This is a genomic window from Kitasatospora sp. CB01950 (assembly GCF_001905465.1).
Lineage (GTDB): Bacteria > Actinomycetota > Actinomycetes > Streptomycetales > Streptomycetaceae > Kitasatospora.
Window position 1 is genome coordinate 146,526 of the sequence record NZ_LISX01000007.1, and the last position, 19,373, is coordinate 165,898.

The 19,373-nt window shown below is 72.7% G+C and carries 19 protein-coding genes; 12 read left to right on the forward strand and 7 right to left on the reverse strand.

Annotated features, from left to right (window positions below; translation table 11 throughout):
• Window positions 1–47: 47 nt before the first annotated feature.
• A complete protein-coding gene (locus AMK19_RS19325; protein WP_073813302.1) occupies window positions 48–431 on the reverse strand; it encodes an ArsR/SmtB family transcription factor in 384 nt (127 codons plus the stop codon).
• 105 nt (window positions 432–536) lie between these two features.
• On the opposite strand from AMK19_RS19325, the gene AMK19_RS19330 reads away from it, so the two are divergent.
• From AMK19_RS19330 to AMK19_RS19355, 7 genes are all read left to right on the forward strand, one after another.
• Window positions 537–2,567: a heavy metal translocating P-type ATPase gene (locus tag AMK19_RS19330; RefSeq protein WP_073813303.1), complete on the forward strand. Its 2,031-nt coding sequence runs from the start codon at window positions 537–539 to the stop codon at window positions 2,565–2,567.
• The gene (locus tag AMK19_RS19335) at window positions 2,564–2,995 is read left to right on the forward strand and encodes a hypothetical protein (RefSeq protein WP_073813305.1); all 432 of its coding nucleotides are present in this window, start codon (window positions 2,564–2,566) and stop codon (window positions 2,993–2,995) included. Before AMK19_RS19330 ends, AMK19_RS19335 begins: the two co-directional genes overlap by 4 nt.
• Before the next feature lie 98 nt (window positions 2,996–3,093).
• Window positions 3,094–3,525, forward strand: coding sequence for a VOC family protein (locus AMK19_RS19340; protein ID WP_073813307.1), 432 nt, complete (start codon window positions 3,094–3,096; stop codon window positions 3,523–3,525).
• Between the two features lie 35 nt (window positions 3,526–3,560).
• Complete coding sequence (locus AMK19_RS19345) at window positions 3,561–4,121, forward strand: DinB family protein (RefSeq protein WP_073813309.1); 561 nt, start codon at window positions 3,561–3,563, stop codon at window positions 4,119–4,121.
• Window positions 4,122–4,211: 90 nt separating this feature from the next.
• Window positions 4,212–4,286, forward strand: coding sequence for a putative leader peptide (locus tag AMK19_RS38640; protein ID WP_354644872.1), 75 nt, complete (start codon window positions 4,212–4,214; stop codon window positions 4,284–4,286).
• 119 nt (window positions 4,287–4,405) lie between these two features.
• Window positions 4,406–5,422: an isopenicillin N synthase family dioxygenase gene (locus AMK19_RS19350; RefSeq protein ID WP_073813310.1), complete on the forward strand. Its 1,017-nt coding sequence runs from the start codon at window positions 4,406–4,408 to the stop codon at window positions 5,420–5,422.
• 103 nt (window positions 5,423–5,525) lie between these two features.
• On the forward strand, window positions 5,526–6,254 hold the full coding sequence (locus AMK19_RS19355) for a MerR family transcriptional regulator (protein ID WP_073813312.1): 729 nt from the start codon (window positions 5,526–5,528) through the stop codon (window positions 6,252–6,254).
• A 3-nt stretch (window positions 6,255–6,257) separates the two neighbouring features.
• Here the strand turns inward: AMK19_RS19355 and AMK19_RS19360 are convergent, their stop codons facing one another.
• Genes AMK19_RS19360 through AMK19_RS19375 form a run of 4 tightly spaced genes read right to left on the reverse strand, consistent with a single transcriptional unit; the run spans window position 6,258 to window position 12,022 of the window.
• Window positions 6,258–8,441 (reverse strand): 3-hydroxyacyl-CoA dehydrogenase NAD-binding domain-containing protein, encoded by a 2,184-nt coding sequence (locus AMK19_RS19360; protein ID WP_073813314.1) that lies wholly within the window; start codon window positions 8,439–8,441, stop codon window positions 6,258–6,260.
• 40 nt (window positions 8,442–8,481) lie between these two features.
• The gene (locus tag AMK19_RS19365; RefSeq protein WP_073813317.1) at window positions 8,482–9,696 is read right to left on the reverse strand and encodes an acetyl-CoA C-acetyltransferase; all 1,215 of its coding nucleotides are present in this window, start codon (window positions 9,694–9,696) and stop codon (window positions 8,482–8,484) included.
• Between the two features lie 27 nt (window positions 9,697–9,723).
• The gene (locus AMK19_RS19370; protein WP_073813319.1) at window positions 9,724–10,866 is read right to left on the reverse strand and encodes an acyl-CoA dehydrogenase family protein; all 1,143 of its coding nucleotides are present in this window, start codon (window positions 10,864–10,866) and stop codon (window positions 9,724–9,726) included.
• 13 nt (window positions 10,867–10,879) lie between these two features.
• Window positions 10,880–12,022, reverse strand: coding sequence for a CaiB/BaiF CoA transferase family protein (locus AMK19_RS19375; protein ID WP_073813321.1), 1,143 nt, complete (start codon window positions 12,020–12,022; stop codon window positions 10,880–10,882).
• A 137-nt stretch (window positions 12,023–12,159) separates the two neighbouring features.
• Between AMK19_RS19375 and AMK19_RS19380 the strand changes: the two genes are divergently transcribed.
• Window positions 12,160–12,852 (forward strand): GNAT family N-acetyltransferase, encoded by a 693-nt coding sequence (locus AMK19_RS19380; RefSeq protein ID WP_073813323.1) that lies wholly within the window; start codon window positions 12,160–12,162, stop codon window positions 12,850–12,852.
• Between the two features lie 177 nt (window positions 12,853–13,029).
• Here AMK19_RS19380 and AMK19_RS19385 read toward each other — a convergent pair whose 3' ends face one another.
• On the reverse strand, window positions 13,030–14,232 hold the full coding sequence (locus AMK19_RS19385) for a PucR family transcriptional regulator (RefSeq protein ID WP_073813325.1): 1,203 nt from the start codon (window positions 14,230–14,232) through the stop codon (window positions 13,030–13,032).
• 135 nt (window positions 14,233–14,367) lie between these two features.
• Between AMK19_RS19385 and AMK19_RS19390 the strand changes: the two genes are divergently transcribed.
• The 3 genes from AMK19_RS19390 (at window position 14,368) to AMK19_RS19400 (ending at window position 17,015) form a co-directional block, all read left to right on the forward strand.
• Window positions 14,368–15,858 carry a flavin-containing monooxygenase gene (locus AMK19_RS19390; protein ID WP_073813327.1) on the forward strand — a complete coding sequence of 497 codons (1,491 nt, stop codon included), beginning with the start codon at window positions 14,368–14,370 and terminating at the stop codon, window positions 15,856–15,858.
• Between the two features lie 119 nt (window positions 15,859–15,977).
• On the forward strand, window positions 15,978–16,241 hold the full coding sequence (locus AMK19_RS19395; protein ID WP_073813329.1) for a DUF1876 domain-containing protein: 264 nt from the start codon (window positions 15,978–15,980) through the stop codon (window positions 16,239–16,241).
• 123 nt (window positions 16,242–16,364) lie between these two features.
• Window positions 16,365–17,015, forward strand: coding sequence for a Pr6Pr family membrane protein (locus AMK19_RS19400; RefSeq protein WP_073813331.1), 651 nt, complete (start codon window positions 16,365–16,367; stop codon window positions 17,013–17,015).
• Window positions 17,016–17,019: 4 nt separating this feature from the next.
• Here the strand turns inward: AMK19_RS19400 and AMK19_RS19405 are convergent, their stop codons facing one another.
• The gene (locus AMK19_RS19405) at window positions 17,020–17,829 is read right to left on the reverse strand and encodes an IclR family transcriptional regulator (protein WP_073813333.1); all 810 of its coding nucleotides are present in this window, start codon (window positions 17,827–17,829) and stop codon (window positions 17,020–17,022) included.
• 203 nt (window positions 17,830–18,032) lie between these two features.
• Between AMK19_RS19405 and AMK19_RS19410 the strand changes: the two genes are divergently transcribed.
• Window positions 18,033–19,331 carry a sugar ABC transporter substrate-binding protein gene (locus tag AMK19_RS19410; protein WP_073813335.1) on the forward strand — a complete coding sequence of 433 codons (1,299 nt, stop codon included), beginning with the start codon at window positions 18,033–18,035 and terminating at the stop codon, window positions 19,329–19,331.
• Window positions 19,332–19,373 lie beyond the last annotated feature (42 nt).

The window sequence follows — 19,373 nt, forward strand, 5'->3', positions numbered from 1 at the left end:
GCCCGCAACGGCAACCGGAAACGGCCGGCCGGTGGCGAAGGCCGACGTCATCGTGCGGCGTCCTGGACCGGCTCTCCGTCGGCGTCGCTGAGCCCGAGCCGCAGGTGCTCGGTGTGGTAGACGGCCTGGTCGAGCAGTTCGGCGACGTGGTTGTCGTACAGCGCGTAGACCACCGAGCGGCCCTTACGGGTACCGACGACCAGGCCGAGGTTGCGCAGCAGCCGCAGCTGGTGGGAGCAGGCGGACTGTTCCATACCGACGGCGTGGGCGAGTTCGGTGGCCGCGCAGGGCCCTTCGCGCAGGCGGGCGAGGATCAGCAGGCGCGACGGCGTGGCCAGGGCCTGGAGGGTGGTGGCCACGCGGGCGGCGTTGTCGGCGTCCAGGCGTGCACGCGGGACGGCGTTCTCGGCGGGGGCGGCTCCATGACCCATGGGGCAATACTACAGATCACGCATGAAGGAGTGTTCATGCGTTCCTGTATTGTCGGAAGCATCGTCGTACCGCCCCACGGCCTGCGTGAAGGGGTCCCGTCCGCCATGCCTTCCTCCACCCTGATCGAGCGCCCTGTCCGGGCGCCCGCGACTGCCGACGCGGCGCCCCGGCGGCGCACCCGGGTCTTCGCGTTGCCGGAGGTCCGGTGGGCCGCGGCGTCGCTGGTGCTGTTCCTGGCGGCGCTGCCGTTGCAGCCGGCCGGCGCCCCGGCCTGGACCTGGGGCCCGTTGTTCGCGCTCGCCTACGCCACCGGCGGGTGGGAGCCCGGGTGGGCGGGGCTGCAGGCGCTGCGCGAGAAGACGCTCGACGTCGACCTGCTGATGATCGTGGCGGCGCTGGGTGCGGCGGCGGTCGGGCAGGTGATGGACGGCGCGCTGCTGATCGTCATCTTCGCCACCTCCGGCGCACTGGAGGCGATCGCCACCGCGCGCACCGCCGACTCGGTGCGCGGCCTGCTCGACCTCGCCCCGGCCACGGCGACACGGCTGCTGGACGACGGCGGCGAGGAGAGCGTCCCGCTGGAGGAGCTGGCCGTCGGCGACACCGTGCTGGTGCGCCCGGGCGAGCGGATCGGCGCGGACGGGCGGGTCCTGGACGGCGCGAGCGACGTCGACCAGGCGACCATCACCGGCGAGCCGCTGCCGGTGGCCAAGCACGTGGGCGACGAGGTGTTCGCCGGCACGCTGAACGGCACCGGCGCGCTGCGGGTGAAGGTCGAGCGGGACGCCTCGGACTCGGTGATCGCCCGGATCGTGAAGATGGTCGAGGAGGCCTCCGGGACCAAGGCCCCCACCCAGCTGTTCATCGAGAAGGTCGAACAGCGGTACTCGCTGGGCATGGTCGCCGCCACCCTGCTGGTGTTCGCGGTCCCGCTGCTGATCGGGGCCGCCTTCACCGACTCGCTGCTGCGCGCGATGACCTTCATGATCGTCGCCTCGCCGTGCGCGGTGGTCCTGGCCACCATGCCGCCGCTGCTGTCCGCGATCGCCAACTCCGGTCGGCACGGCGTGCTGGTGAAGTCCGCCGTCGTCATGGAGCGCCTCGGGCAGGTCGACGCCGTCGCCCTCGACAAGACCGGCACCCTCACCGAGGGCACCCCGCGCGTCACCGACGTCCGCCCGCTGGCCGGCGCCGGGGTGACGGAGGAACGGTTGCTGGTGCTGGCCGCCTCGGCCGAGCACCCCAGTGAGCACCCGCTCGCCCGCGCCGTCGTGGACGCCGCCCGCATCCGCCGCCTCCCCCTCGCCGTCCCGGAGGAGTTCGCCTCCACCCCCGGCGTCGGCGTCCGCGCCACCGTCGACGGCCGCACGGTGGCCGTCGGCGCTCCCGCCCGCCTCCTCGGCTCCGCCGACCCGGCCGCAGACCCCGCCGCAGACCCCGCCGCCGCCGCCCGCGCCGCCGCCGTGGCCGTGGCCGTGGCCGTGGCCGCCGAGCTGGAGGAGGCTGGCCGCACCGCCGTCGTCGTCGAGGCCGACGGCGTCCCGGTGGGCGTCCTGGGCATCGCCGACCGCCTGCGCCCCGACGCCGCCGCCACCGTCGGCGCGCTGGCCTCGCTCACCGGCACCGCCCCGGTCCTGCTGACCGGCGACAACCCGCGCGCCGCGAAGCGCCTGGCCGAGGAGGCCGGCATCGCCGACGTCCGCGCCGGGCTGCTCCCGCAGGACAAGGTCGCCGCCGTCAAGGAACTGGAGGCCGCCGGACGCAAGGTCCTGGTGGTCGGCGACGGCGTCAACGACGCCCCCGCCCTGGCCGCCGCCCACACCGGCATCGCCATGGGCCGGGCCGGCTCCGACCTCGCCCTGGAGACCGCCGACGCCGTGATCGTGCGCGACGAGCTCGCCACCGTCCCCGCCGTCGTCGCCCTCTCCCGCCGCGCCCGCTCCCTGGTCGTGCAGAACCTCGTGATCGCGTCGGTGTTCATCACCGTCCTGGTGGTCTGGGACCTGGTCGCCACCCTGCCCCTGCCGCTGGGCGTGCTCGGCCACGAGGGCTCCACCGTCGTCGTCGGCCTCAACGGCCTGCGCCTGCTGCGCGACGCGGCCTGGAAGCGCGCCGCCGCCGAGGGCCGGCGATGAGCCGCCGCTCCCGCGAGAAGGCAGCCGCCCCCGCCGCCGGGGCGGCGGCCCGCTGCACCGTCACCGTCTGCCGCGGCTGCTGCTGCGGCACCCCGAAGATCCCCCGCATCGACCACGCCGCCCAGCTCACCGGCCTGCGCGCCGCGCTCGCCACGACGGCGACCGTGCGGCCCGTGGGCTGCCTGGACGCGTGCGAGCACGGCAACGTCATCGTCGTCCAGCCCTCCGCGCAGGGCCGCAAGGCCGGTGGGCGGCCGGTGTGGCTCGGCCTGGTCAACGACCTGGACGCCTCCGCCGACATCACCGCCTGGATCGAGGCCGGCGGCCCCGGCCTCGCCGACATGCCCGCGATCCTCGACCTCTACGTCTTCAGCCCCTCCCGCCGCATCCGCGACCAGCTCGACGGCCGACCCGCCACCGCCACCTGACGGTCCGTCAGCTCTTCGGCGCGGCGAGGCCTTCTGACCTGCGGTGGCGTCCTAGGGTGGGGGCCGCCGTCGCAGCCGGATCGTGGAGGAGGTCGGAGATGACCGGGGCCGCTGGCGTTACCCCGCCGCCGCAGGTGTGGCCGACGTTGCGGGCGCGGGACGCCCGGGCGTTGATCGCGTTCCTGGTCGAGGCGTTCGGGTTCGAGGCGACGTCCGTGTACACGGACGGGGACCGGGTGCTGCACGCGGAGTTGGCGTGGCCGCCCGGCGGGGGGATCATGCTCGGCTCGGCGAAGGAGCCCTCGTCGGAGGCCGGGGGCGACTCGTGGCCGCTCAAGCCCGGCACGTTCGGCGCGTACGTGGTGACGGACGACCCGGACGGGCTGTTCCGGCGGGCGGTCGCCGCGGGGGCGCAGGTGACGGCGGAGCTGCACGACACCGACTACGGTTCGCGGGACTTCACGGTGCGCGACCCGGAGGGCAACCGCTGGTCGTTCGGCACCTACCGGGGCGAGCCCCGCAAGCACTGATCGCACTGTCGGAGGGGTCTGACAGGCTGTCGGCCATGACGACCGAACCGACGCCCCCGCCGCAGCACCTCTCCCCCGCCTGGACGGATGCGGAGAGCCGCACCACCCCGCCGCTGGTCGGCGACGAGCGTGAACTCCTCACCGCCTTCCTGGACTTCCACCGCGAGACCTTCGCGCTGAAGTGCGCGGGCGTCCCGGCGGAGCGGCTGTCCGACCTCGCGGTGCCGCCCTCGGGGCTGAGCCTGCACGGGCTGGTGCGGCACCTGGCGGGGGTCGAGCAGTGGTGGCTGGAGATCCAGTTCGCCGGCGACGAGAGCCGGCCGCTCCAGTTCTACTCCGACGACGACCCGGACCAGGACTTCGAACGCCTGGACGGCGACTTCGCCGAGGCCCTCGCCGTCTGGCGCGCCCAGGTCGAGACCTCCCGCCGGATCGTCGCCGAGGCCCCCTCCCTCGACGCCACCGGCATCCAGAAGTCCACCGGCCAACCGGTCTCCCTGCGCCGCATCCTCCTGGGCATGCTCGCCGAGTACGCCCGCCACAACGGCCACGCCGACCTGCTCCGCGAACGCATCGACGGCTCGACCGGCTACTGAGGCGGGCGCGCGCCGAGGAACCGAACGACCGGTTGACCGAATCCTGTCATTTTTCGGAATCCGTTCGGGCGGGGGTTGTAGCCTGGCAGGGTGCTTCTTCTTGTCAGCCGTCGCCACGTGGACCTGCTCCGCGTCACGAGCATGTCCTGTCGACGCTCCGGCTGATCGCCCTTCCACCCTCACCAGCCCCTCGCGGTCCACCCGACCGCCCGGGCACCCGCCACCCCGGCACGTCCGGCGCGACCCGCCGTGACGGCCGGGCCTTTCCCCGTGGACGCGCACCCATGACGATGCAGCACCCGACCGCTCTCCCCGTCATCGACCTCTCGCTCGCCGACGGCACCCCCGCCGAGCGCGCCCGGCTCCACCGCGAGCTGCGGGAGGCCGCCACCGGAGTCGGTTTCTTCCAGCTCGTCGGCCACGGCGCGACCGCCGCCGAGACCGCCGACCTCACCTCCGCGATGCGCGCCTTCTTCGCGCTCCCCGAGGCCGACCGACTGTCCGTCAGCAACCTCAACTCCCCGCATTTCCGCGGCTACACGCGCACCGGCGACGAACGCACCGGCGGCAGCCGGGACTGGCGCGACCAGCTCGACATCGGCCCCGAACTGCCGCCGCACGTGCCCGCGCCCGGCGAGCCCGCGTACTGGTGGCTGGAGGGGCCCAACCAGTGGCCCGCCGCGCTCCCGGAGCTGCGCACCGCGTCCCTGCACTGGATCGACCGCCTCGACGAGGTCGCCCGCCGGCTGCTGCACGAACTCCTCGCCTCGATCGGCGCCCGCCCGGACTTCTACGACGACGCCTTCGCCCCGCACCCCCACCTGCACCTGAAGCTGGTCCGCTACCCGGGCACCGCCCCCGACGGCGCCGAACAGGGCGTCGGCACCCACAAGGACTACGGCTTCATCACCCTGCTCCTGCAGGACACCGTCGGCGGCCTCCAGGTCGAACGCCCCGACGGCACCTTCCTCGACGTCCCCCCGCTGGACGGCGCCTTCGTCGTCAACCTCGGCGAACTCCTCGAAGTCGCCACCGACGGCTACCTCAAGGCCACCAGCCACCGCGTCCTCTCCCCCTCGGGCGCCCGCGAACGCTACTCCGTCCCGTTCTTCTACAACCCCCGCCTCGACGCCCACATCACCCCCGTCGACTTCCCGCACGCCCACCACGCACCCGGCATCACCCAGGACCCTTCGAATCCTCTGTATGCAGACTTTGGCGAGAACGAATTGAAGGGATTCAGCCGAGCCCACCCGGAAGTCACCCGCCGCCACCACGCCGAGCTGCTCCCCCAGGGCTGATCGGGGCACCGGCCCGCCCGCCCGGCGGGGCCATGGACCGCCGGGCGAGACCGGTGTCACACTGCTGGTGTCACAGTGGTGCTGGTGTGAGGGCTGGGGTTCGATGGGTGGCGCGGAGCTGCGGTTCACGGTGGACGAGCTGGCTGCGCGGGCCGGGGTGACGGTCAGGACGTTGCGGTTCTACGGGGCGAAGGGGCTGCTGCCGCCGCCGGAGCTGGGGCCGCGGCGGGTGGGGCTGTACGGGGCCGAGCACCTGGGGCGGCTGGAGTTGATCGAGGAGTTGCAGCGGCAGGGGCTGACGCTGGCCGCGATCGATCGGTATCTGGCGCAACTTCCGTCGGACATCGGCGAGTTGGACTTGGCGATCCACCGGGCGCTGGTCGCCTCGTGGACGCCGGAGTCGGCGGAGGAGGCCACCCGGGCGCAGCTGGAGCGGCGGACCGGGCGGGCGCTGTCGGACGCGGACCTGGACGGCCTGGCGGCGATGGGGGCGCTGCACCGCACCGAGGATCCGGACGTGTTCAAGGTGGAGCCGGGGCTGCTGCCGCTGGGCGTGCGGGTGTTGGACGTGCCGATCCCGTTGGAGACGCTGGTGGCGGCGCGGGCGGTGGTGCGGCTGCACAGCCAGGCGACGGCGCACGATCTGCACCGGCTGTTCCGGGACACCGTGTGGCGTCCGTACCGGGAGAGCGACCCGGGGCCGGAGGAGTTGGAGCGGATGCGGGAGTTGACCGACCGGATCCAGCCGATGGTGGTGCAGGCGCTGGTGACGGCGTTCCAGCGTTCGCTGGCGGAGGAGCTGGCCCGCCCGGCGGAGCGGGCGGGCCAGTAGGGGTCAGTCGCGGTAGCGGCCGCCGCTCTCGGCGAGGGCGACCAGCGACGCCGGCGGGGTGAAGCGCTCGCCGTACGCGGCGGCGAGTTCCCGGGCGCGGGCGACGAAGCCGGCCGGCCCGCCCGGGTAGCCGTTGACGTACTGCAGGACGCCGCCGGTCCAGGCGGGGAAGCCGATGCCGAGGATGGAGCCGATGTTGGCGTCGGCGACCGAGGTCAGCACGTTCTCGTCCAGGCAGCGGATCGAGTCGAGGGTCTCGGAGAAGAGCATCCGCTCCTTCATGTCCTCGAACGGGATCTCCGCGCCGGGCCGGACGCTGTGCTTGTCTTTACCGAAATGCTCGCGCAGGCCGGGCCACAGGCGGGTGCGGCGGCCGTCGACGTAGTCGTAGAAGCCCGCGCCGCCGCTGCGGCCGGGGCGCTGGAACTCGTCGAGCATCCGGTCCATGACGATCTCGCCGGGGTGCTCGGTCCAGGTGCCGCCGGCCTCCTCGACGGCGCGGCGCGACTCGTTGCGGATCTTGCGCGGCAGGGTGAGGGTGAGCTCGTCCAGCAGCGACAGCACCTTCGCGGGGTAGCCGGCCTGCGCGGCGGCCTGTTCGACGGAGGACGGGTCGAGGCCCTCGCCGATCATCGCGACGCCCTCGTTGAGGAACTGGCCGATGACGCGGGAGGTGAAGAAGCCGCGGGAGTCGTTGACCACGATCGGGGTCTTGCGGATCTGCCGGACCAGGTCGAAGGCGTGCGCGAGCGCCTGGTCGCCGGTCTCCGGGCCGCGGATGATCTCGACCAGCGGCATCTTGTCGACCGGCGAGAAGAAGTGCAGGCCGATGAAGTCGGCGGGCCGCTCGACGCCCTCGGCGAGCAGGCCGATGGGCAGGGTGGAGGTGTTGGAGCAGAGCAGCGCGTCGGGGGCGACCACGTGCTGGATCTCCTGGAACACCTTGTGCTTGAGCTCGGGGTTCTCGAAGACCGCCTCGATGACGGTGTCGCAGCCGGCCAGCGCGGTCGGGTCCGCGGTGGGGGTGATCCGGGCGAGGAACTCGTCACGTTCCTCGGCGGACAGCCGCCCGCGGCTCACCTGCTTGTCCAACAGGCCCGCCGAGTAGGCCTTTCCGCGTTCGGCGGCCTCCAGTGTGACGTCCTTCAGCAGCACGTCCAGGCCGGCCTGCGCGCACGAGTACGCGATGCCCGCGCCCATCATGCCGGCGCCCAGCACGGCGACCTTCGACGCCTTCCGGGCGGGCACCGCATCCGGGCGGGAGACACCGGAGTTGACGGCCTGCATGTCGAAGAAGAAGGCCTGGATCATGTTCTTGGAGGTCGCGCCGCAGGCCAGCTCGGTGAAGTACCGGGCCTCGATGACGAACGCGGTGTCCACGTCGACCTGCGAGCTCTCCACGGCCGCCGCCAGGATGTTGCGCGGCGCCGGGTAGGGCGCGCCGTTCAGCTGCTTGCGCAGGTTGGCGGGGAAGGCGGGCAGGTTGGCGGCGAGCGCGGGGGTGGCGGGGGTGCCGCCGGGGATCTTGTAGCCCTTGGCGTCCCAGGGCTGCACGCTGACCGGGTTGGCGGCGATGAACGCGCGGGCCTGCGCGAGCATCTCCTCGGTGGTGGAGGCGAGTTCGTGCACCAGGCCGTTCTGCAGGGCCTGCGCGGGACGGTACTGGCGGCCCTGCAGCAGGACCTTCAGCAGGGCGTCGGTGATGCCGAGCATCCGCACGGTGCGGACCACGCCGCCGCCGCCGGGCAGCAGGCCGAGGGTGACCTCGGGCAGGCCGATCTTGCTGCCGGGGGCGTCCAGCGCGATCCGGTGGTGGCAGGCGAGGGCGATCTCCAGGCCGCCGCCGAGCGCGGCGCCGTTGATCGCGGCGACCACCGGCTTGCCGAGGGTCTCCAGCCTGCGCAGCGCGCGCTTGATCCGCATCGAGTTGGCGAACACCTGCTCGGCGTCGTCCGGCCCGACCGAGGACAGCAGCTTGAGGTCGCCGCCGGCGAAGAAGGTCTTCTTCGCGGAGGTGACGATGACGCCGGTCAACTCCGCGGTGGCGGCGAGCCGTTCGACGGTGGCGTCGAGGGCGTCGGTGAACGCGGCGTTCATGGTGTTGGCGGACTGCGCGGGGTCGTCGAGGACGAGGGTGACCACGCCGTCCTGGTCCTGCTCCCAGCGGATGGGGCTCACGTCGGTCATTGTGTCGAGTCCTTGTTCGGATACGTGAGTGGACGGGTGGTCAGATGCGCTCGATGACGGTGGCGATGCCCATGCCGCCGCCCACGCACAGGGTGGCCAGGCCGTAGCGCAGGTCGCGGCGCTCCAGCTCGTCGATCAGGGTGCCGATCAGCATCGCGCCGGTCGCGCCGAGCGGGTGGCCGAGCGCGATCGCGCCGCCGTTGACGTTCACCTGGTCGTGCCGGAAGCCGAGTTCACGCATGAAGCGGAGCGCGACGGCCGCGAACGCCTCGTTGATCTCGACCAGGTCGATGTCGGCGGCGGTCAGGCCGGCCTTGGCGAGGGCCTTGCGGGTGGCGGGGGCGGGGCCGGTGAGCATGATGGTCGGCTCGGAGCCGGAGACCGCGGCGGAGACGATCCGGGCGCGCGGGGTGAGGCCGTAGCGCTCGCCGACCTCCTTCGAGCCGATCGCGACCAGCGCCGCGCCGTCCACGATGCCGGAGGAGTTGCCGGCGTGGTGGACGTGGTCGATGGACTCCACCCAGTGGTACTTCTGCAGCGCGACGGCGTCGAAGCCGCCGAGGTCGCCGATGTCCGCGAACGAGGGCTTCAGCGAGGCCAGCGTGTCCACGGTGGTGCCGGGGCGGATGAACTCGTCGCGGCCGAGCACCACCAGGCCGTTGCGGTCGCGCACCGGCACGACCGAGCGGTCGAACAGGCCGTCGGCCTGCGCCTTCGCGGCGCGGGCCTGCGACTCGACGGCGAACGCGTCCACGTCGGTGCGGGACAGGCCCTCGATGGTGGCGATCAGGTCGGCGCCGATGCCCTGCGGGATGAAGCTCGTCTCGTAGGCGGTCATCGGGTCGGCGAACCAGGCGCCGCCGTCGGAGCCCATCCGGACCCGGGACATCGACTCCACGCCGCCGGCCAGGATCAGGTCCTCCCAGCCCGAACGGACCTTCGCCGCAGCCAGGTTGACGGCTTCCAGGCCGGACGCGCAGAAGCGGTTCTCCTGCACGCCGGCGACGGTGTCGGGCAGCCCGGCGGCGATCGCCGCGACCCGGGCGATGTCGGAGCCCTGGTCGCCGATCGGGCTGACCACGCCGAGCACGATGTCGTCGATCGCGGCCGGGTCCAGGGTCGGGAACCGCCGCCGCAGTTCGTGGATCAGGCCGACCACCAGGTCGATCGGCTTGGTGCCGTGCAGGGAGCCGGTCTGCTTGCCGCGGCCGCGCGGGGTGCGGATCGCGTCGTAGACGTACGCTTCGGTCGTCACGGTGTCAGTGCCTTTCAGACGTGTCGGTCAGCCGAGCAGGGAGCGGCCGACGATCTCTTTCATGATCTCGGTGGTGCCGCCGTAGATGGTCTGGACGCGCCCGTCGGTGAACGCCCGGGCGACCGCGCTGTCGCTCATGTAGCCGGAGCCGCCGTGCAGTTGCAGGCAGCGGTCGGCGGTCCGCTTCTGCAGCTCGGTGGCCCACCATTTGGCCATCGAGGCGTCCGCCGGCGTCAGGTTGTACCGGTTGTGCTCCAGCACGCACCGGTCCACGAAGGCCCGGGTGACGGCGCACTCGGTGGCCAGCTCGGCGATCTCGAACCGGACGTGCTGGAGCTTGGCCAGCGGGCGGCCGAACGCGGTGCGCTGCTTCACGTACCCGATGGTCTCCTCCACCAGGAACTCGGCGCCGGCGATCGCCGCGACCGCGATCGCCAGCCGCTCCTGCGCGAGGTTGCGCATCAGGTACAGGAAGCCCTGGTTCTCCTCGCCGAGCAGGTTGGCCTTCGGCACCCGCACGTCCTGGAAGAACAACTCGGCGGTGTCCTGCGCCTTCTGGCCGATCTTGTCGAGGTTGCGGCCGCGCTCGAAGCCCGGCATGCCGCGCTCCACCACCAGCAGGCTCAGGCCGTGCGCGCCGCCCTCGGGGGTGGTCTTCGCCACCACCACCACGAGGTCCGCCAGGATGCCGTTGGAGATGAACGTCTTCGCGCCGTTCAGCACGTAGTGGTCGCCCGCGTCGACCGCCGTGGTGCGGATCGCCTGCAGGTCGGAGCCGGTGTCGGGCTCGGTCATCGCGATCGCGCCGATCAGCTCGCCCGAGCAGAAGCCCGGCAGCCAGCGCCGCTTCTGCTCCTCGGTGCCCAGCCCGGTCAGGTACGGGCCGATGATGTCGTTGTGCAGGCCGATCGCCAGGCCGCTCGCGCCGACCCGGGTGAACTCCTCGGCCAGCACCGCGGCGAACCGGAAGTCCTGGCTGCCCCCGCCGCCGTACTGCTCGTCCACCGCGAGGCCCAGCAGCCCGGCCCTTCCGGCGGCCGTCCAGGCGTCACGGTCGACGATGCCCTGCTGCTCCCAGCGGGCGTGGTGCGGGATGACCTCCTTGGCGAGGAAGGCCCGGACACTCTCCCGGAAGTCCTCGTGTTCCTCGGTGTAGAGCTCGCGCTGCACGGGGTTCTCTCCTTCAGGAGGATGTCGGGTCGAGTGCGGGGACGGCCCAGTCGCGGGCGACCTCGGCGGTGTGCTCGCCCGGACGGGCGGGCGCGGTGCGCAGCGCGGCCGGGGTGGCGGAGAACCGCGGGGCGACGCCGGGCTGCACGGTGCCGTGCTGCTCGGTGTAGCTGCCGCGGGCGGCCAGGTGCGGGTGCGCGGCGGCCTGACGCATCGTCAGGACCGGTGCGACACAGGCGTCGTGGGCCTCGAACCGGTCGTTCCACTCGGCCTGGGTGCGGGTGGCGAAGCGCTGTGCGATCCGCTCGCGCAGCTCGGGCCAGCGGGGCAGGTCGTACTGGGCGGGGGCGTCGTCGCCGAGCTCCAGCAGGCGGGTGAACTCGGCGTAGAACTGCGGCTCCAGCGGGCCGACGGCCATCCACTGCCCGTCGGCGGTGGCGAAGGTTCCGTACCAGGGCGCGCCGCCGTCCAGCAGGTTGACGCCGCGCCGGTCCTGCCAGAGGCCCGCGTCGAGCAGGCCCCACAGCATGGTGGACAGGTGCGCGGCGCCGTCCACGATCGCGGCGTCGACGACCTGGCCGGCGCCGGTGGACCGGGCGTGGTGCAGGGCGGCCAGCAGGCCGACCACCAGGTACAGCGAGCCGCCCGCGTAGTCGCCCAGCAGGTTGGCGGGGATCGCCGGGGGGCCGCCGGCGTCGCCGATCAGGCCGAGGACGCCGGACGTGGCGAGGTAGGTGATGTCGTGGCCCGCGCGGTCGGCCAGCGGGCCGGACTGGCCCCAGCCGGTCATCCGGCCGTACACCAGCGCCGGGTTGCGGGCCAGGCACTGTTCCGGTCCGACGCCCAGCCGTTCGGCGACGCCCGGACGGTAGCCCTCGATCAACAGGTCGGCGCGGGCGGCGAGTTCGAGCACCAGGCCGGTGCCCTCCGGGGACTTCAGGTCCACGACCACCGAGCGCTTGTTGCGGTTGGTGAGGTCCCGCTCCGGGGCCGGCCCGAGCGCCTGCCCGCCCGGGCGGTCCACCCGCACCACGTCCGCCCCCAGGTCGGCGAGCAGCATCGCGGCGAACGGGCCGGGCCCGATGCCCGCCAGCTCCAGGACCCGGACGCCCGCGAGCGGCCCGGCGGCCTTGACGGGGGGTGTTGCGGGGGTCATCGGCGGCTGCCTCCCAGGTTTGACAGTAAAGCTGTCACAGTGGCGATGATAGGGATGCGACTCGCCGGTAACAAGAGTCCGCCGCGCAGTCTGTACGACCATGGAAGGGCGTCCGACCGACCGGAGGGAAACCCACCATGCCCGACCGCGACACCGCCGTCCTCGACGACCCCGTCGCCGCTGCCCTGTGCGGCCCGCACGCCCACCTCGCCCGCCGCCACGGCCGGGCCGCCAGCTACCACCCCGACATCGCGAGCATCTCCACCCTCACCGCCAACCGCGACGCCGGCGTCTGGGACGACCTGGCGGAACTCCTCGGCGCCGACGCCTTCGCCCTCCTCTTCCACTGCCCCGCCCTGCCGCCCTCCCACTGGGTGTCCGAATTCGCCATGGGCGGCTACCAGTTGATCCACACCGGCCCGCGCCCCCCGCGTCCCCGGCGCGCGGCGGACCTCGTCGAACTCGGCCCTGCGGACGTCCCCGAGATGCTCGCCCTCGTCGAACGCACCCGCCCCGGCCCCTTCCACACCCGCACCATCGAACTCGGCACCTACCTCGGCGTCCGCGAGAACGGCGCCCTCGTGGCCATGGCCGGCGAGAGGCTCAAGCCGCCGGGCTGGACCGAGATCAGCGCCGTCTGCACCGCCCCCGAGGCCCGCGGCCGCGGCCACGCCGCGACGCTCATCACCACCCTCGTCCACCTCATCACCGCCCGCGGCGAGCACCCCTTCCTCCACGTCGCCGCCGACAACCCCGCCCTCGGGCTGTACCAGCGCCTCGGCTTCGAGATCCGCACCGAAGTCACCTTCCGGGGGTTCCGGACACCGTAGAGGGCAGGCGGGCGCGGGGAACTGCGCGACAAGCGCACGCCACATCCGCAAGGTCGCAATCACGTGCAGGTCAATGTCCTGCGTCGCGACCTTGCCGTTGGGAGCCTTCCGCTTCGCGCAGTTCTCCCCCAGCCCTGGCGGGCCGGGAGGTACCCCCACGCGCCCCTGGTTGTGCTCCTACCGCTGCCAGTGGCGGATTTCGAGTGCTGCCGCCACTTCGAGCGGGTTCTCGGCGAGGGGGCGCGGGAGCAGCGTCTCCGCGTGGGCGAGGCGGCGCAGGAGCGTGTTGCGGTGGGTGAAGAGGCGCGCCGCCGCTCGCGTCGCGTTGCACTGTTCGGCGAGGTAGGCGCGGACCGCTTCGGCCGGCGGGCCGTCGAGCGGGCCGAGGACGCGGCGGACGAAGCGGTCGGCGACGTCGAGGTCCTGGGTGAGGAGGGCGACGAGTTCGACGTCCTCGTGCGAGGCGAGGCGTTGGACGGAGGCCAGGCGGGCGAGCATGCGCTGGGTGGTGAGGGCGTCGAGGTGGCTGCGGCGGAAGCCGTTGACGCCGGTGGCGGTGGGGCCGAGGGCGATGCGGACGGCGGGGAGCCGGTCGAGGCCCGCGCGCAGGGCGGAGGTCGAGGGGCGGGCGGCGGTCCAGACCCAGCGCGAGGCCGCGCTCGCGGTGACGTCGAGGACCGGTGGGCGACCCGCGGAGGACGCCAACAGGTCGGCGGCGCGGTCGAGTTGGGCGAAGTCCTGGTCGAGGTCGTCCACCCACAGGACCGCGGCGGTGTGCGTCCCGGTGAGCGGGTAGCCGAGCCGGGCCTCCGCCCGGGCGCGGGTGATCGGGGCGCCGTCGAGCAGGAGTGTGACGGCGTGCAGCCGGTCCGCGTGGTGGGAGCCGGTGAGTGCGGCGCGTTCGGCGCGCAGCAGGGCGGACATCTCGCCGACGCAGACGTCGACGAAGGCGGAGATGGAGCGCAGGGAGACGTCCAGGAGCTCGCGGAGGTCGTCCGGGTCGGTGGTGAGCGAGCAGGCGATCCGGGTCCAGAGGCGGACGGCGACGCTCTCGCCGGCCCGGTAGGAGTCGAGGGCGGGTTCGTCCAGGCCGCGGCGGACGATGTCGCGGGCGATGAGGCGCTGTTCCTCGCCGTCGGGTGCGGCGGGGACGGGCGCGCCGGGGGCGGTGACGTTGGCGGCGGCCCAGCGCAGCAGGTTGGCCCGGTTGACGCGGCGCAGTCCGGCCGAGAGGACGGGGTCGTCGGCGATCGGCCGCCGGGTCTCGCCGGCGAGGGTCGCGGCGTCGAGTTCGGCCAGCCACTCGGCGGGCGGGTTGAGTGCGGTCTCGGCGCCCTGGCGGATCAGCCGGAGGATCCGGGGCGGGGGCAGCGGCGGCATGTCCGTCACGGTAGTGGTGCACTGTGCACCGGGGAAGGGGCAGTACGGTGCAGGTTGAACCTGGGCAACCGGCGCGCCCGGTGGGGACGATGACTGGGTTCCGCCCACCAGTCCTGCCACTCCCGGGAGCCGCCCGTGTCCACCGCCACCGCCGCGCAGCACGAGCGGACCGCCGCGCCCGTCGAGCACCTGGACGTGCTGATCGTCGGCGCCGGGATCTCCGGGATCGGCGCGGGCCGGTACCTGACCACGGAGTTGCCGGGCAGGTCGTTCGCGATCCTGGAGGCCCGGGGCGAGCTCGGCGGCACCTGGGACCTGTTCCGCTACCCGGGCATCCGGTCCGACTCGGACCTGCACACCTTCGGGTACGCGTTCAAGCCGTGGCGGGAGAAGGAGTCGATCGCCGACGCCCCGCAGATCCTGTCCTACCTGCGCGAAACCGTCCGGGAGAACGGTTTGCAGAACCGGATCCGCTACCACCACCGGATACGGGAGGCGTCCTGGTCCACGGCGGACGCCCGCTGGACGGTCCGGGTGGAGCGCGCCGACACCGGCGAGCAGCTGACGCTGACCTGCGGCTGGCTGTTCTCCGCGACGGGCTACTACCGCTACGACCAGGGCTTCACCCCGGAGTTCCCGGGCCTGGAGCAGTACACCGGCACGGTCGTCCATCCGCAGCACTGGCCGGAGGACCTCGACTGGGCGGACAGGCGCGTGCTGGTGATCGGCAGCGGCGCGACCGCCGTCACGCTGGTGCCCGCGATGGCGAAGCGGGCCCGGCGGGTGACGATGCTCCAGCGGACGCCGACGTACATCATGCCGGTGCCGCGCCGCGACCACGTCGCCAACCTGCTGCGGCGGGTGCTCGGCGAAGAGCGCGGCTACGCGCTGGCCCGGCGCAAGAACATCGCCCAGCAGTATGCGATCTGGTCGTTCTGCCAGCGCCGCCCGAAGGCCGCGCGGCGGATCATCCGCTGGGTCAACGCCCGCCAACTGCCCAAGGGCTACCCGGTGGACGAGCACTTCTCCCCGCCGTACGACCCGTGGGACCAGCGGCTGTGCGCCGTCCCCGACGGCGACCTGTTCAAGGCGATCAAGGCCGGCCGGGCCGACGTGGTGACCGACCGGATCCGCACCTTCACCGAGAACGGCGTGCTGCTGGAGTCCGGGCGGGAGCTGGAGGCCGACCTCGTGGTCACCGCGACCGGGCTGAACGTGCAGGCGTTCGGCGGCATCCCGATGAGCGTGGACGGCGAACCCGTGCGGCTCGCCGAGACCGTCGCGTTCAAGGGCATGATGCTCTCCGGCGTGCCCAACTTCGCGTACGCGATCGGCTACACCAACTCGTCCTGGACGCTGAAGATCGGCCTGCTGTGCGAGCACTTCTGCCGCCTGCTGGCCCACATGGAGCGGCAGGGGCACCAGATCTGCCGGCCCGAGGTCGCCGACCCGGCGATGGCCACCCGGCCGTTCCTGGACTTCGCGGCCGGCTACATCCGGCGCGCCGTGGACGGGCTGCCCCGGCAAGGCGACCGGGGGCCGTGGCGGACGTCCAGCAGCTACCGCGACGACGAGCGGACGCTCGGTGCGGGCCGCGTCGCCGACCCCGAGCTGCACTTCTCCTGACCCCGCCCGTCCCGTCCCGCCCGCGTCGCCGCCCCTTGCCCCGTGGCGGGAGCGGGCGGAGGCTGGGAGGAAGGCGCACCGGCCGCCCGTCGCCGGTGCGCACGGGAAGGTGACACGTCATGCAGAACCACTGGGTCGTCGACCTGAGCTTCGACGAGGACGAGTCCCGCACCAGCTGCACCGCCTCGCTCAGCGGCTTCAGCGCCCCCGGGGCCCAAGGCACCGGCGAGGCCCGCCGCAATCCGACCGACGACGGCGACAGCGTCATCGGCGAGGAACTGGCGGCGGCACGCGCCTGCCACGACCTCGCGCACCAACTGGTCGGCCGCGCCGCCGCCGGCATCGAGGGCCACACGCACGTCCCCGCGCACCCGGCGCTCTGAACTCCCGCCCGGGCCGGGCCAGTCCACGGTCGGTGATCTTTTCGGACCGCCGAACCGGCAGGTAGAGTGCGGCGATCAGTCGTGCCCACGGGGGGCACCAGCGAGACGAACACCGGTGACCGCATGACCGTCTGGACCCGGCCCGCCCTGTGGTGGCGCTGCGCCATAGCCCTGTCCGCGTTCCTGGGGATCTACCTCAGCAACAGCTCGCTGGTGTACTTCACGCTGCAGAGCAACGTGCTCGTGGTCGGGTACTTCCTCGGCGCGGCGTACTGGATGGTCAAGCGCGGCACCGCCGACGCCCCCGCGCCCCGGCTGCGCGGTGCCGTCGTCCTGTACATCACCATCACCGGCATCGTCGCGCACGTGCTGCTCAACCACGGCGAGAACCCGCTGCCCGGCCTGGTCTCCGGCCCCGACCGCCTCCAGCACTGGTCGAGTTTCTTCCTGCACTACACCACCCCGCTGATGGTCCTCGCGGACTGGCTGGTACTCTCCCCCCGCAACGCCTCCCGCTGGCGCGACCTCCCGCTCTGGCTCTCCTACCCCCTCGGCTACGCCTTCCTCACCGAGGCCCGCGCCATCGCCTTCCCGGACTTCCCTCTCCGCTACCCCTACTTCTTCCTCGACCCCACCGAGAAGGGCTACGGCTGGGTCGGCCTCCAAATGATCCAGCTCACCCTCGAATTCGTCGTCCTCGCCGCCCTCGTCATCGCCCTCGACCGCCTCGGCACCAGACTCCGCCGCACCCCCGCAACCCCCGTCGAGGCCTGACGCGTCAGCGGGTGGAGCCCATGGTCTTCGACACTCTCGCGGCGGTGGCGGCGACGACCGGGCCGAGTTCGCGGGCGCGGGCGGCGGTGATGCGGGAGGTGAGGGCGGAGGTGGAGATGGCGCCGATGACGGTGTTGTTGTGGTCGAACACGGGGGCGGCGATGCAGCGGACCTCGGGTTCGTTCTCGCGGTCGTCGACGGCGTAGCCGCGGGTGCGGATGCGGGTGAGTTCGGTGCGCAGGGCGGCGGCCGAGGTCAGGGTGCGGGGGGTGATCGCGGGGAGGCCGTGGGCGATCACGGTGGCGATGGCCTCCTCGGGCATCCAGGCGAGCATGGCTTTGCCGACCGCGGTGCAGTACATGGGGGCGCGGCTGCCGATCCGTGAGGCCATCCGGACGGCGGTCTCGTTCTCGACCTTGTCGACGTAGACCACGTACGGCGCGTCGGGGACGCACAGGTGGACGGTGCCGCCGACCTCGCGCATCAGCTGGTGGGCCTCCTCGGAGGCGGCGGTGCGCAGGTCGAGGGTGGCCAGGTAGGCCTGGCCGAGCTGGAGGGCGCCGGGGCCGAGCCGGAAGTGCCCGGTGTCGCGGTCGCGGGCCAGCAGTTGGGCGTCGACCAGCGGCGCGGCGAGCCGCAGCACGGTGGACTTCGACATACCGAGCCCGTCGGCGAGCGCGGTCAGGCTGAGGTCGCGGCCGGCCGCGGCGTGGTCGCGGACGTGTTCGAGCACCGCCAGGGCGCGGCGCAGCGACGCGGACTGGTTGCGTTCCGGCCGGTCGGCGGGCCGGCTGTCGGCGGCGGTGCTGGTCATGGGGTGTGACGCTACGGCGCGCCGGGGTCCGGTGCCAGATCCGCAGCACATCGTTTTGCAGTGCAGAACTTTCGCGCTCTGCTCTTGTCGGCGTGCCCGGCGGCTTTCTAATGTCCCGCTCACACCGATCCCCCACCGCATGTCCGAGTTTTCTCCGGATCGTGCAGGTACATCCCGCTTTCGGCGAGGAGATGACGTTGAGCATGAAGAAGCTGGCCCGTGGTGCTGCCCTTGCCGTGCTGGCGGGCACCGTGGCCACGGCCTGCGCGCCGGGCACCGCCAAGACCGCCTCGTCGGAGGACAAGCAGACCGGCACCGTGAAGGTCTGGCTGTACGACGAGGCGAACCGGGCGCCGAAGGAGCAGGTGGTGGCGCAGGCCGTCGCCGACTTCAAGGCGAAGCACGCGGGCGTCGAGGTGCAGGTGTCGTACATTCCGACCGATGCCGGTCCGCGCGCGGAGAAGATGAAGGGCGCGTTCAACGACCCGTCCTCCGCGCCGGACGTGGTGGAGTTCGGCAACACCGACCTGTTCGGCTACACCGCCTCGGGCGGCCTCGCCGACATCACCTCCGACCTGGCGAGCTGGGAGGAGGGCAAGGACCTGCCGCAGGACCTGAAGGACACCGCGGTGGTGGACGGCAAGACGTACGGCCTGCCGTGGTGGCTGGGCGTGCGCGCGCTGTACTACCGCACCGACGTCTTCACCGAGCTGGGCCTGTCCGCGCCGACCACCTACGCGGAGCTGAAGTCGGCGGCGGAGAAGGTCCGTTCGGCGCACGGCGACATGCTGGGCATCGCGGTGGGCGGCAAGTACACCTTCGGCGCGCTGCCGTTCGTCTGGGCGAACGGCGGTGACCTGGCGACGGCGAACGGTTCGGCGTACACCTCGGCGATCGACTCGGAGAAGTCGCAGGCCGGCGTGAAGGCGTACACCGACCTGTTCACGGACGGGATCTGTCCGGCGCAGCAGTGCGCCGATCTGACCGGCGGCAAGACGGTGGAGTCGTTCGCGGCGGGCAAGGCCGGCATGGCGATCCTGCCGAACTCCTCGCGCAGCGCGGTGGAGGCGGGCGCCGCGAAGGGCAAGTACGCGATCGTTCCGCTGCCGGGCACGGCGGCCGGCCAGGTCGCGCCGGCGTTCTCCGGCGGCAACGACCTGGGCGTCATGAAGTCCACCCAGCACCGCAGCCTGGCGGTCGACTTCATCAAGGAACTCGCTTCGAAGAAGAACCAGTTGGCGCTGTTCGACGCGATGGGCAACCTGCCGACGCTCACCTCGGCGCGCGCCGAGGTGTCGCAGAAGCAGCCGTGGCTGAAGCCGTTCACCGACACCATCGAGGCGGGCACCAAGTTCGTCCCGAAGGACGCCGCCTGGGCGAAGATCGACGCCCAGAACGTGGTGCCGACGATGCTCCAGAAGGTCATCACCGGCAAGGCCGACGTGGCTGCCGCGACCAAGGAGGCGGCGGCCTCGATGAACTCCTCCTTCAGCGGCAAGTAGCCGTCGACCCGGCGTCAATCTGTAGGAACGAAACGGAAGTTG

Excerpts from the sequence above, each read along its gene's own strand:
- AMK19_RS19325 (WP_073813302.1), bottom strand. The coding sequence starts at position 431 with ATGGGTCATGGAGCCGCCCCCGCCGAGAACGCCGTCCCGCGTGCACGC.
- AMK19_RS19330 (WP_073813303.1), top strand. The coding sequence starts at position 537 with ATGCCTTCCTCCACCCTGATCGAGCGCCCTGTCCGGGCGCCCGCGACT.
- AMK19_RS19335 (WP_073813305.1), top strand. The coding sequence starts at position 2,564 with ATGAGCCGCCGCTCCCGCGAGAAGGCAGCCGCCCCCGCCGCCGGGGCG.
- AMK19_RS19340 (WP_073813307.1), top strand. The coding sequence starts at position 3,094 with ATGACCGGGGCCGCTGGCGTTACCCCGCCGCCGCAGGTGTGGCCGACG.
- AMK19_RS19345 (WP_073813309.1), top strand. The coding sequence starts at position 3,561 with ATGACGACCGAACCGACGCCCCCGCCGCAGCACCTCTCCCCCGCCTGG.
- AMK19_RS19350 (WP_073813310.1), top strand. The coding sequence starts at position 4,406 with ATGACGATGCAGCACCCGACCGCTCTCCCCGTCATCGACCTCTCGCTC.
- AMK19_RS19355 (WP_073813312.1), top strand. The coding sequence starts at position 5,526 with ATGGGTGGCGCGGAGCTGCGGTTCACGGTGGACGAGCTGGCTGCGCGG.
- AMK19_RS19360 (WP_073813314.1), bottom strand. The coding sequence starts at position 8,441 with ATGACCGACGTGAGCCCCATCCGCTGGGAGCAGGACCAGGACGGCGTG.
- AMK19_RS19375 (WP_073813321.1), bottom strand. The coding sequence starts at position 12,022 with ATGACCCCCGCAACACCCCCCGTCAAGGCCGCCGGGCCGCTCGCGGGC.
- AMK19_RS19380 (WP_073813323.1), top strand. The coding sequence starts at position 12,160 with ATGCCCGACCGCGACACCGCCGTCCTCGACGACCCCGTCGCCGCTGCC.
- AMK19_RS19385 (WP_073813325.1), bottom strand. The coding sequence starts at position 14,232 with ATGCCGCCGCTGCCCCCGCCCCGGATCCTCCGGCTGATCCGCCAGGGC.
- AMK19_RS19395 (WP_073813329.1), top strand. The coding sequence starts at position 15,978 with ATGCAGAACCACTGGGTCGTCGACCTGAGCTTCGACGAGGACGAGTCC.
- AMK19_RS19400 (WP_073813331.1), top strand. The coding sequence starts at position 16,365 with ATGACCGTCTGGACCCGGCCCGCCCTGTGGTGGCGCTGCGCCATAGCC.
- AMK19_RS19405 (WP_073813333.1), bottom strand. The coding sequence starts at position 17,829 with ATGACCAGCACCGCCGCCGACAGCCGGCCCGCCGACCGGCCGGAACGC.
- AMK19_RS19410 (WP_073813335.1), top strand. The coding sequence starts at position 18,033 with ATGAAGAAGCTGGCCCGTGGTGCTGCCCTTGCCGTGCTGGCGGGCACC.